At 71.8% G+C, this 12,015-nt stretch carries 10 protein-coding genes; 8 read left to right on the top strand and 2 right to left on the bottom strand.

The genetic code is table 11. The features are described 5' to 3' along the window. Window positions 1-166 precede the first annotated feature (166 nt). The 3 genes from H490_RS25875 (at window position 167) to H490_RS31745 (ending at window position 3,099) form a co-directional block, all read left to right on the top strand. Window positions 167-1,315, top strand: a complete 1,149-nt coding sequence (locus H490_RS25875) for a 5-(carboxyamino)imidazole ribonucleotide synthase (RefSeq protein WP_017884389.1) — start codon at window positions 167-169, stop codon at window positions 1,313-1,315. 345 nt (window positions 1,316-1,660) lie between these two features. After that, the gene (gene purE, locus H490_RS25880) at window positions 1,661-2,176 is read left to right on the top strand and encodes a 5-(carboxyamino)imidazole ribonucleotide mutase (RefSeq protein ID WP_017884390.1); all 516 of its coding nucleotides are present in this window, start codon (window positions 1,661-1,663) and stop codon (window positions 2,174-2,176) included. A 20-nt stretch (window positions 2,177-2,196) separates the two neighbouring features. Then, window positions 2,197-3,099: an MFS transporter gene (locus tag H490_RS31745; protein WP_051066180.1), complete on the top strand. Its 903-nt coding sequence runs from the start codon at window positions 2,197-2,199 to the stop codon at window positions 3,097-3,099. A gap of 409 nt (window positions 3,100-3,508) precedes the next feature. On the opposite strand, the gene H490_RS25890 is transcribed toward H490_RS31745, so the two are convergent. Beyond that, window positions 3,509-4,630, bottom strand: a complete 1,122-nt coding sequence (locus H490_RS25890; RefSeq protein ID WP_017884391.1) for a hypothetical protein — start codon at window positions 4,628-4,630, stop codon at window positions 3,509-3,511. Window positions 4,631-4,820: 190 nt separating this feature from the next. On the opposite strand from H490_RS25890, the gene galE reads away from it, so the two are divergent. Together galE and H490_RS25900 are read left to right on the top strand one after the other, a co-directional pair. Then, complete coding sequence (gene galE / locus H490_RS25895) at window positions 4,821-5,834, top strand: UDP-glucose 4-epimerase GalE (protein ID WP_031290097.1); 1,014 nt, start codon at window positions 4,821-4,823, stop codon at window positions 5,832-5,834. Then, window positions 5,831-7,261, top strand: a complete 1,431-nt coding sequence (locus tag H490_RS25900) for an LCP family protein (protein ID WP_017884393.1) — start codon at window positions 5,831-5,833, stop codon at window positions 7,259-7,261. The genes galE and H490_RS25900 overlap by 4 nt, the downstream gene beginning before the upstream one ends. Window positions 7,262-7,297: 36 nt before the next feature. Here H490_RS25900 and H490_RS25905 read toward each other — a convergent pair whose 3' ends face one another. Beyond that, entirely contained in the window at window positions 7,298-8,284 is a 987-nt protein-coding gene (locus H490_RS25905; RefSeq protein ID WP_238560337.1) for a nitronate monooxygenase, read from the bottom strand. A 189-nt stretch (window positions 8,285-8,473) separates the two neighbouring features. Here H490_RS25905 and H490_RS25910 point away from each other — a divergent pair, with 189 nt between their 5' ends. From H490_RS25910 to H490_RS25920, 3 genes are read left to right on the top strand one after another with little or no spacing between them, the layout of a single operon-like run. Next, on the top strand, window positions 8,474-10,105 hold the full coding sequence (locus H490_RS25910; protein ID WP_152424262.1) for an LTA synthase family protein: 1,632 nt from the start codon (window positions 8,474-8,476) through the stop codon (window positions 10,103-10,105). Between the two features lie 36 nt (window positions 10,106-10,141). Next, window positions 10,142-11,116, top strand: coding sequence for a glycosyltransferase (locus H490_RS25915; protein WP_017884396.1), 975 nt, complete (start codon window positions 10,142-10,144; stop codon window positions 11,114-11,116). A gap of 7 nt (window positions 11,117-11,123) precedes the next feature. Then, window positions 11,124-11,984, top strand: a complete 861-nt coding sequence (locus H490_RS25920; protein WP_017884397.1) for a glycosyltransferase — start codon at window positions 11,124-11,126, stop codon at window positions 11,982-11,984. Window positions 11,985-12,015: the final 31 nt, after the last annotated feature.

Raw genomic sequence — 12,015 nt, forward strand, 5'->3', positions numbered from 1 at the left:
GGAGGGAGGGAGGGAGGGAGGGAGGGAGGGAGGAAGGAAGAGATGTAGGAACGAAGGAAGAGAGGGAGGGAGGAAGAAAGGAAGAGCGAGGGCATCGGGGCAGAGGGAGGCGATCGGGGGAGGCGAGGCGCGAGTGCGGGTGGCGCGATAAGGCAGAATAAGACGTATGACTCTCGAGAGCGGCAGCATCACGATCGGCGTCATCGGAGGCGGCCAGCTCGCCCGCATGATGGTGCCCCCGGCGATCCACCTCGGGCTGCGCATCAGCGTGCTCGCCGAGGCCGAGGGATCGAGCGCGGCCCGCGCCGCCGACGCGATGGGCGATTACCGGGATCCCGAGACCGTCTACGCGTTCGCCGAGACCGTCGACGTGGTCACGTTCGATCACGAGCACGTGCCCGGCGAGATCCTGCGCGAACTCGAGCGGCGCGGCGTCGCCGTGCACCCCCGTCCCGACGCGCTGCAGTACGCGCAGGACAAGATCCTGATGCGCGAGAAACTCGGCGAGCTGGGTGTGCCCGTTCCCGCGTGGGCCGCGGTCGAGGACGAGGGCGAGCTGCAGGCATTCATCGACGCGCACGGCGGTCGCGCCGTCGTGAAGACCGCCCGCGGCGGCTACGACGGTAAGGGCGTGCGGGTCGTGAGCGACGCGGTCGAGGTGCGCGACTGGTTCACGGCGCTCGCCGAAGACGGGCGGGGCGGCCGGCTGCTCGTCGAGGAGCTCGTCGATTTCACCCGCGAGCTGTCGCAGCTGGTGGCGCGCAGGCCGGGCGGCGAGACCCGCACCTGGCCGGTCGTCGAGACGATCCAGCGCGACGGCGTCTGCACCGAGGTGCTCGCCCCCGCCCCGGTGCAGCGCCACGAGACGCTCGACGAGGCCGCGCGCATCGGCAGTGCGGTCGCCGAGGGCGTCGGCGTGACCGGTGTGCTCGCCGTCGAGATGTTCGAGACCCGCGACGGCCGTGTGCTCGTCAACGAGCTGGCGATGCGCCCCCACAACTCGGGCCACTTCTCGATCGAGGGATCCGTCACCAGCCAGTTCGAGCAGCATCTGCGCGCGGTGGCCGACCTGCCGCTCGGCGATACCTCGATGACAGCGCCCGCCGCGGTGATGGTCAACGTGCTCGGCGGCCCGGCGGATGGGCCGATGCCCGTGCGCTACGCCGAGGCGTTCGCGGCGCATCCGCGCGCGAAGATCCACAGCTACGACAAGCAGCCCCGGCCGGGCCGCAAGGTGGGCCACGTCACGGTGACCGGGGAGTCCCTCGACGCCGCGCTCGCCGAGGCGCGAGCCGCTGCGGCCGCGTTCGCCTGAGCCGGTTCCGCCCGCCCCGCGTCACGCCGTTCCCTCCCGAGGCGCCTTCGCTCACGGCGAGCCCGTCGAGCGGTGGATCGCCGGAGGATCGCGCAGCCGCGCTGGAAGCTGATTCGTTCGACGCTGGGTCCACCGCGCGACGGGCGGGCTCTCGGGCGACCTGGCAGAGCCTGCTGGATCCGGCGGGCGGGCCGCTTGCAGGCCGGGAGCCGGCTGATCCGGCGGAGCGGACAGGATAGGGCGGATCCGGCTGAGCGGGCAGGATGGGACGGGCCCGGCGGAGCGAGCAGGATCCGGCGGAGCCGGCAGCAGAACCCGGCGCGCCGCGGCGATACGATGGAACCCATGAGCGATACCTCGGCAGCGCCCCTCGTCGGCGTGATCATGGGCAGCGACAGCGACTACTCGGTCATGGGCGACGCGGTGCAGGTGCTGCGAGACTTCGGCGTCCCGAACGAGGTCGAGGTGGTGAGCGCTCACCGCACCCCCGACAAGATGGTGAATTACGCGCGCGAGGCGGCTGCCCGCGGCCTGCGGGTCATCATCGCCGGCGCCGGCGGTGCGGCGCACCTGCCCGGCATGGTGGCGTCGATGACGACGCTGCCGGTCGTCGGAGTTCCGGTGCCGCTCGCGAAACTCGACGGTCTCGACTCGCTGCTGTCGATCGTGCAGATGCCCGGCGGCATTCCCGTGGCCACGGTGAGCATCGGCGGGGCGAAGAACGCCGGGCTGCTCGCGGCCCGCATCCTCGGCGCGACCGATCCTGCGATCGCGCAGCAGCTCGCCGACTACGCGCAAGAGCTGACCGACATGGTCGAGACGAAGAACGCGGCGCTGCAGGCGCGCATCGCCTCCGAGTAGTCGGCGCGGGTGCGGAGATCGTGGCGCAGGGGTCGGACGCCGGAGCGTCTTCCGGCGACCGCGATCCCCGCGACGGCGACGGCCCCGCGAGTCCCTCCGACCCGCGAGCGGAGGTCGGCACGCCCCGCTACCGGCGGGCGCTGATCGCGCTGTTCTGCGCGGGCGTCGCGACGTTCGCGCAGATGTATTCCCCGCAGGGCATACTGCCGGATCTCGCGCAGGACTTCGGCGTCACCGCCGGGGAGTCGTCGTGGGCGGTGGGCGCCGCCACTATCGGAGTCGCACTCGGTGTGCTGCCCTGGGCGAGGCTCTCCGACCGGATCGGCCGCGTGCGCGCCATGCGCATCGCGATGTCCGCGGCGATGGTGGTGGGCCTTGTGACCCCCTTCATCCCGCATTTCGCGTGGTTCGTCGCGGCCCGCTTCGTCGAGGGGCTGCTGCTCGCCGGGCTCGCGGCGATCGCGGTCACCGCCATCGCCGAGACGGTGCACCCGCGAGCGCTCGGCACCGCGGTCGGCACCTACATCGCGGGCACGACGATCGGCGGCCTCGTCGGTCGCATCCTCGCCGCCACGGCGGCCGAGCCGAGCGACTGGCGGTGGGGGATGGGCGCCGTCGCACTGCTCGCCGCCGCGTCGACGCTCGTGTTCCTGGTGCGCATCCCGCCCACGGCGGTGCCGCCGAGGGGAGGCCTTCGGATCCTGCCCGCCACCCTCGCGAATCTGCGGACGCCCGGCGTCATGGTGCTCGTGGCCCAGGCGTTCCTGCTGATGGGCGGCTTCGTGGCCTCCTACAACTACCTCGCCTTCCGGCTGCAGCACGAGCCGTTCGGGCTCTCGCTGGCGCAGGCCTCGTGGATCTTCCTCGCCTATCTCGCCGGCGCGGCCTCGTCGCGCTGGGTGTGGTTTTCGAAGAGCTTTTAGAGCGGCTCATNCGGGCGACCCGCCGGATCCCGCCGACGGGCACCCTGCTCGGCTGCGCAGCCATCATGGTGGCGGGGCTCGCGCTGACGGTGGCCGCCTGGCTGCCCGCCGTGATCCTCGGACTCGTGCTCTTCACCGGCGCCTTCTTCGCGGCGCACACCGTCGCGAGCGGTCTCATCGACCGGCGGGCGGGGGCGGGGCGCAGTCTCGCGCCGCCGCTCTACAACCTCGGGTACTACGCCGGATCGAGTGTGCTCGGCTGGCTCGGCGGCGTCGCGTTCGGCGCGGGCGGCTGGTGGGCCACCGCGGGCTTCGTCGCCTCTGCGACGCTGCTGTCGGCGCTGATCGCGTGGCTCTACGCGCGCTCTCGCGGCGGCATCGCGGCCGTGGACGCGCGCTGAGCGAGTCTTCAGAGGTTGGCGTGGGTCTCCCACAGCTGCCACGCGGCGCTGCGCCAGCTGAAGCCGCGCCCGCGGTCGCAGGCGAGCACCGAGAGCTGCGCGAGCGCGTCGGTGTCGCGGAAGAGACGGCTGTACTCTGCGGCGAACGGCCCGGAGGCGTCGGCTGCGACGCCGGCGTCGAGCACCAGCTCGGCGGTGGCCTCCTGATCGGCGTGCAGCACCGGCACTCCGGCGCCGAGCGCGCCGAGCACGGTGTAACCCGTGCCCGAGTAGGTCTGGGGCTGCAGCAGCAGCGAGGCGCCGGCCAGGACGGCGCCCACGTCGGCGAGCTCGCGGGGGCGCACCACCACGACGCGGTCGCGCAGCTCGTCGGGCACGGCCGGCTCTCCGGCGCCGTTCTCGTCGCGATGCTCCTTCGACGGCGGTCGCGGGTCGAGGCCATCGAGCACGACGAGGTGGGGCAGCGAAGGATCGGTGCGCAGCGCGTCGAACAGCCACTCGAGGCGGCCGAACTCGCCGGGCATCGCGGTGGTGAGGGCGTAGCGCTCGGGCAGTTCGAGTGCCGTGCGGCGCTCAGCAGCGTCGTCGCCGGCGACGTACTCGGAGGGCGGGGCGAGGGGGAGCACCTGCACGCGCAGATGCTCTCCGTACTGCCGCTGGAGCACTCGGGCGGTGGCGTGGGTGGGCGTGAGCAGCACGTCGGCCAGCTTGACGGCGCGGCGGGCGAACGCGCGGAAGAGGCGCGCCTGCGCCCCGCCGAGCAGTGCGGGGGCCTCCCATGCGAGGCTGTGGGGGATGGTGACCGAGGTCTGCGAGCCGTCGTCTTCGCCGCGCGAGCGCAGCGGCAGCATCGGGGTGAGCGAGTGCACGAACTCGCCGTCGAGCGGTCGCGCGGTGGTGCCGCTCTGCCAGACGTAGGGGAGCACGCTCGCGCGCATGGGGAGCTGCTCGACGCGGATCACCGGCGAGCTGAACTCGGGCTTCTCGGTGCCCCGGGCGATGAGGTAGCGCGCACTGCAGCTGCGTGGCGCGGTCGCGGCGACCGCGTTCGCGAGATCGCGAGCGGCGGCGGTCTGGGCGGCGGCCTCCCAGTCGGGGAACGGCTCGGCGATGAGGGTGAGCATGGCCATGCGTTCTCCCCTCGGTGTAGCCGGTTCGCCGCCGTTCGGCGCGCGCCTGCGACACATTGTATTTGAGTGCTCCCCGGGAAAAGCCGGGAGAGCGTCGATGAGTTGCGCTTCAGGCGTCGCCGTAATCGAAATGTGACCTTCCCGGGTGCCTGACGGCTTCCCGCCGTTCCGGCCCAGTACCCTAGTGGGCATGCGAGTATTGCTGACCGGCGGCGCCGGATATATCGGGTCGCACACCGCCCTGGTGCTGGTGGAGCGGGGGCACGAGGTCGTCGTGCTCGACGATTTCTCGAACAGCAGCCCCGAGGCCGTGCGTCGTGTGGAGCAGCTCGCGGGGCGCGAGATTCCCGTCATCCAGGCGGATCTCGCCGATCGCGCGGCGGCCGCCGCTGCGCTCGACGGCGTCGACTTCGACGCCGTCATCCACTTCGCCGGGCTCAAAGCCGTCGGCGAGTCGGTGGCCCAGCCCACCCGCTACTACCGGGTGAACATCGACTCGACGCTCGTGCTGCTCGACCTGATGCGCGAGCGGGGGGTCGAGAAGCTGGTGTTCAGCTCGTCGGCCACCGTGTACGGCGATCCCGACGTGGCCCCCATCGACGAGTCGCACCGCGCGGGCGTGGGCCTCACCAACCCCTACGGGTGGTCGAAATTCATGAACGAGCAGATCATCCGGGACACCCACCGGGCCTGGCCCGAGCTGGGTGCGGTGCTGCTGCGCTACTTCAACCCGGTCGGCGCGCACCCCTCGGGGCGCATCGGCGAGGATCCGTCGGGCATCCCGAACAATCTCATGCCGTTCATCGCCCAGGTCGCCGTCGGCAAGCGCGAGCGCCTCAGCGTGTTCGGCGACGGCTACCCGACCCCCGACGGCACGGGCGTGCGCGACTACATCCACGTGATGGATCTCGCCGAGGGGCACGTGGCGGCGCTCGAGCGCATCGGCGCGGGCGTCGAGACCTACAACCTCGGCTCCGGCGTCGGGTCGAGCGTGCTCGAGGTGGTGCACGCGTTCGAGCAGGCCTCGGGCCGGCCGGTGCCGTACGAGGTGGCGCCGCCGCGACCGGGCGACGTCGCCGAGGTGGTGGCCGATCCCCGTCGCGCGAACGAGCGCCTCGGGTGGAGCACGACTCGCAGCCTCGCAGAGGCCTGCCGGGACGCGTGGGCGTGGCAGTCTGCGAATCCGGGCGGCTACGGCGCATGACCCTCGATCTCGAACGGCCGCTGCGCCACCCCGACGTCGCCGAGGGTCCGCTGATGAGCAAGCGGGCGCGGTGGCTCGTGGTGCTCGGGTTCCTGCTGCCGGGCAGCGCGCAGGTGCTCGCGGGCAATCGCAGGCTGGGGCGGCTCGGCCTCGTCGCCACGTTCCTGCTCATCGCGGGAGGCGTCGCGGCGCTGCTCGGCCTGATGCTGGCGCGGGTGCCGACGCTGTCGTTCTTCACGAACGGCGTCGTGCTGCTCGTGGTGCAGGTGCTGCTGTTCGCGTACGCGGTGCTGTGGCTGGTGCTCGGCTTCGACACGCTTCGGCTGACCCGGCTCGTGCGCGTGCCCGGCAACTGGCGGGTGCCGGTGGCGGCGCTCTCGGTGCTGCTCACGATCGTGCCGGTCGCCGGTGCGGCGTGGGCCGGCACGGCGGTGGGCGCCGGGCGGAGCCTGCTGGGCGACCTCTTCCAGGGCGCGCCGGCGGTCGAACCGGTCGACGGCCGCTACAACATCCTGCTGCTCGGCGCCGACGCGGGCGCCGACAGAGAGGGTCTGCGCCCCGACAGCATCTCGCTCGTGAGCGTCGACGCGAAGACGGGGCAGTCGGTGATCATCGGCCTGCCGCGCGAGCTCAAAGGCGCCCCGTTCCCCGAGACGTCGCCGCTCGCCGAGATCTACCCGTACGGCTATTGCGACGAGGTGAACAATTACGAGGTCGTCGACGGCGGCGGCTACTACTGCTTCACCACGGGCAATCTGAACTCGCTCATCACCGAGCTCGAGGATTCGGGATCGCCGTCGTACGACGGCATGTACGCGAGCGCGGTGTCGCAGGGCTCGTCGCCCGGCATCGAGGCCACGAAGGACGCGGTCACGGGGATCACCGGTTTGCAGGTGCAGTTCTACGTGCTCGTCAACATGGACGGCTTCTCGGCCATGATCGACGCCCTCGGCGGCGTGACGATGAACGTGCAGGAGCCGTTGCCCATCGGCGGGCAGATCGACGAGTACTCGGGCGAGCTCGTGAACGTCGACGCGTGGATCGAGCCGGGCGAGCAGCGGCTCGACGGCTACCACGCGCAGTGGTACGCCCGTTCGCGCTATGGCTCGGCGAACGGCGACTACGACCGCATGGCGCGACAGCGTGAACTGCAGGCCGCGATCCTCGCGCAGATGAACCCGGCGAACGTGCTGCTGCGCTTCCAGGAGGTGGCAGCGGCGGGCACGCAGCTCGTCGAGACCGACATCCCCGAGTCGATGCTGGGCCGCTTCGTCGACCTGGCGGCGAAGGCCCGCGAGCACACGCCGGTGAACGTGGAGCTCGTGCCGCCGGCCGTCGATCCCGAGCTGCCCGAGTACGGCATCATCCACCAGCTCGTCGCCGAGGGCGTGGCCGCGGCCTCGCCGCAGGAGGAGCCAGCGGAGTAGCGGGTGCTGGTCTGAGCCCGGCCGGTGCGGCCGGGTTCAGACGCCCGCGGCGAGCCGCCGCACGACCGCCGCGGCGGGTCCCTCCGCCGCGCGGCGGTAGCCCGTTCCCGCCCACAGGTGCAGGCGGTCGGTGTCGCCGGCGCGGCCCGCCGCCGCTCTCAGCTCGCGGGTGAGATGGTGCACGGCGGGGTACGCGTCCGGTGCGGCGCTCCCGTGGCGGTCGATGAATCCGTTGCGCAGCGCGCGGGCGGGACGGCCCGTGAACGCCCGAGTGACGACGGTTTCGGCGAAGGCCGGATCGGCGAGGGCCGCGCGGTGGGCCTGCGATGTGCCGGCCTCGTCGGTGCGCAGCAGCAGGGTGCCGACCGCGACGCCCTCGGCGCCCGCGGCGAGCAGGCGGCGCACGGCGTCCGGGCCGTGAACGCCTCCGGCGGCGACCACGGGTAACCCGCTCTCATGCGCCACGAGGCGCACGAGTTCTGCGGTGCCGACCTGCGAAGGGCTCCCGGAGGGGTCGAAGACGGCGCTGTGCCCCCCGGCGTCGGTGCCCTGCACGACCAGCCCGTCGACGCCGGCGGCGCGCGCGAGTTCGGCCTCGCCCGCAGACGTCACGCTCGCGAGCACCCGCGTGCCGACCCTCCGCAGTGCGGCGATGTCGGTCGCGTCGGGCAGGCCGAAGGTCAGCGAGACCGTCGGCACGGGGCGTTCGATCAGCAGTCTCAGCTTCTGATCCCAGTGATCGTCGTCGAGCACGGGTTCGGGATCCAGTTGCACGCCGTGGACCTCGGCCTCGCCGCGCAGCTCATCCGCGTAGGCGGCGAACGAGGCCCGATCGGGGATGAGACGCGACGGGACGAACAGGTTCACGCCGAAGCCGCCCACCCGGGGTCGCAGCTGCTCGATCTCGGTCGCGAGCGCTTCGGGAGCCTTGTAGCCGCCGGCGAGGAACGGGTACGCTCCCGCCGACCCGACCGCCTCGGCCAGCGCGACGGTCGTCGGCCCGCCGGCCATGGGTGCGGCCACGATCGGCAGTGGGGAATCCAGTAATCGCATCGCAGCTCCAACCCGCACGGGCGGTGCGGCGCACCGCCTCTGCTCACCATCATTCCACGCGCTCCCGGGAGCGCCCGAGGTCGATCCCGACGGGGCGGCGCCCCGCGCGAAGTGAACTCCGGGTGAACTCTCGTAAACGGGACGTAGACTCGTGACACTGTGACGAGAGAAGACCGTGATGCTGTTCTGTCGACGGCCGAGGCTCGAACCGGTGAGGCCCGGGCGGTGAAGCGCCGCCCGCGTCTCCTGTGGGGCGCGGCCATCGTGGGGTTCTGGCTGCTCCTGCTGATCGGCGCGGTGCTCGTCGGCGCGGCGCTCTGGGTGACGGGCACCTTCGGCCCCATCTCCGTCGATCAGCTGCTCATGAACCTGCCGGGCGGTGAGGGCGCGGGCGGCGACGGACTCGTCACGAGCGCGATCGTCTCGATCCTGCTCATTCCCTCGGGTGCGGTGCTCGTGCTCGCGCTGCTCGCGGAGAAGTCGCGGCGCGACCTGCGTCGCAGCGGGGTGCTGCGGGGTCGGCGCGGCTGGGTGCTGCGCGGGATCGCCGCGGTGCTGGTGGTCGCGGTGCCGGTGGGCGGTGCGGTCGCGTTCGGCTCGACCGTCGGCCTCGGGGCCTACGTGCAGTCCTATGCCCGCGAGGCGTCGGGGGAGGCGACGCTCGCCGACTACTACGTCGTGCCGCGCCACGGTCTGAGCGCGAGCGCCGCGGGCGGGCCCGGCATGCGCGCCGACGGAGGCGGATCCACCGACCCCCGCAACCTCATCGTCATCTACCTCGAGTCGGTCGAGAACTCCATGGCCGACGACGAGACCTTCGACAAGAACATGCTCGAGCCCGTGCAGCAGGCCGCCTCCGGCTGGGACTCGATCCCGAGCCTCGACCAGTACGAGGGGGGTGGCTGGACCATGGCGGGCATCGTGAGCACCCAGTGCGGCATCCCGCTGCGCTCGGGCGGCGCGCTCGGCGAGAACGTCGATCTCAACGAGCTGGGGTCCGAGGGCAACGAGGTCACGAGCTATCTGCCGAACGCCACGTGCCTGGGCGACGTGCTCGCCCGCGAGGGCTACCGCAACGTCTTCATGGGCGGAGCCGACGCCGACTTCGCCGGGAAGGGCGCCTTCTTCCGCAGCCACGGGTACGACGAGGTCCACGATCTGCAGGAGTGGCGCGCAGCGGGCGAGACCGAGATCCGCGACGACTGGGGGCTCTCCGATCGCCGCTTGTTCGAGCGCGCCCGCGAGGAGGTGACTCGCCTCCACGAGGGGAACCAGCCATTCAACCTCACGTTGCTCACGCTCGACACCCACGAGGGGCCCCGCGTCTACGACTACTGCAGCTGGGATACCGAAGAGGCCATGACCTCGATCACGTTCTGTTCGATGGAACAGGTCGCCGGTTTCGTCGACTACCTCGACGAGACAGGGGTGCTCGAGGACACGAGCGTCGTGCTGATGGGAGATCATCAGAAACTGCTGGCACCCGGGGCGAGCTTCTGGGACGCGCTGAAAGACCGCGAGGATCGCACGATCTTCAATCGGGTCTGGAGCCCGGACGGGGTGAGGTTCGCGCGCGACCAGATCGATCAGTTCAGCATGTACCCGACCCTCATCGAGCTGGCCGGCATCGATCTCGACGGACACCGGGCCGGGATCGGCGTCTCAGCCCTCGCCGACGCCGATGACGTGCCCCGGGGGTCGATGCTCGATCTGCAGGCGAGCGAGTACAGCGCCGTCGTGCAGTCGCGCGCGGCCGGCTTCTACCGCGAGCTGTGGGACTCCGCGCAGTAGACTGGGCGGGTTCGAATCCTCTGAAGGAGTGTGCGCATGCACGTGACGGCCGTGCTGGTCGCCTACAACCGACGCGAGCTGTTGCGGGAATCCCTCGAAGCGCTCGCGGCGCAGAGTCGACCCGTCGACCGCCTCGTCGTGGTCGACAACGCCTCGGATGACGGCTCGGCCGACGTGGCCGCCGAACTGCTCGAGCAGTGGGGCACGCGGGCCAGGCTGATCCCGCTCACCGAGAACACGGGGGGCGCGGGCGGGTTCGCGGCGGGAATCGCGGCGGCCGTCGCCGAGGACTGCATCGACTGGGTCTGGGTGATGGACGACGACACCGTGCCGGGGCCCGACGCGCTCGCCGGAGCGCTCGACGCGCACGAGCGCTACTGCGCCACCGGACAGGACGACCTCGCCGTCATGGGGTCTCGGGTCGTCTGGACCGACGGCGAAGACCACCCCATGAACACGCCGAAGCCCAAGATCCGAGCCTCGAACGACGAGCGCTCCCGCGCGGCAGAGGTCGGCTGCATGGAGATCCGATCGATCTCGTTCGTCTCGGCGTTCCTGCGCGCCGCGCGGGTGCGGGAGCAGGGGCTGCCCATCGCCGACTACTTCCTCTGGAACGACGACTTCGAATACTCGGCCCGACTGCTGCGCGGCGCGCGCGGGCTCTTCGTGCCGCGATCCGTGGTCACCCACAAGACGGCCAAGCGCGGCTCGAGCGACGCCGATCCGGGCCCCCGCTTCTACTACGAGGTGCGCAACAAGCTGTGGGTGTTCCGCCTCTCGAAGGCGCTCTACGGCTGGGAGAAGCTGCTGTACATCGCCGCGACTGCGCGGCGCTGGGTGCGCACCCTCCGGGCCTCCTCCGATCGTGCGCAGCTGGGCGACTGCCTGCGTCGCGGCTGGCGCGACGGCTGGCTGCGCTCCCCGCGCACGACGCGCGAGGTGCTGCGCGACACGGGCGTGCCGGTCGACGTGATGATCGAGGTCGAGCGCCTCTCGAAGTCGGCCCGGTAGGCGACCCGTGCACCAACGATCGTCGCAGGCCGCCTTCTCGCTGCTGCTGCCCGTGTACGCGGGGGACGACCCCGGTTTTCTGCGCCTCGCGTTCGAGAGCTCCGTGCAGGGGCAGAGCCTGCGACCCGCGGAAGCGGTGATCGTGCAGGACGGCCCCGTGCCCGACGCGCTCGCGCGGGAGATCGAGCGGATCGGCGCCGAAAGTCCCATCCCGGTGAACGTCGTGCTGCTGCCCGAGAACCGCGGCCTCACCGACGCGCTCAACGCCGGCCTCGCCGCGTGCGCCCAGCCCGTCGTGGCGCGGATGGACGCCGACGACGTCTCGCTGCCCGGGCGCTTCGAACGCCAGTGGGCGCTGCTGCAGCAGGGGTTCGACCTCGTCGGCACGGGAATGGTCGAGTTCGAGCACGATCCCGACCGGCCCGCCTCCACGCGCGTGCCGCCCGTCGGCTCCGAGCGCATCCGCGAGCACGCCCGCACCCACAACCCCTTCAACCACCCCACCATGATGTACCGCCTCGACGCCCTCGACCGTGTGGGCCGCTACCAGCCCTTCGGCAAGATGGAGGACTACTGGCTGGGGATCCGGCTGATCGACGACGGCGCCCGCGTCGAGAACATCGCCGACCCGCTGCTCGCGTACCGCGTGGGCTCGGGGGCCTTCGCGCGTCGCGGCGGCTGGGTCGAGGCGCGCACGGAGTGGCGACTGCAGCGGGAGCTGTTGCGCATGGGCTTCGTGACGCGCGGACAGTACCTGCGCAACGTGGTCATGAAGGGCGTCTACCGCCTCATGCCGGCCTCGGTGAAGCGCGTGCTCTTCCGCGGGCTGATCGGCCGGGGTCTGCCGGGGGATCGCACCGCGGGCTGATCGCCCGGCCGGGCCTCGGGCCGGACGCGCG

The organism is Leucobacter sp. UCD-THU (assembly GCF_000349545.1).
Taxonomy (GTDB): domain Bacteria; phylum Actinomycetota; class Actinomycetes; order Actinomycetales; family Microbacteriaceae; genus Leucobacter; species Leucobacter muris.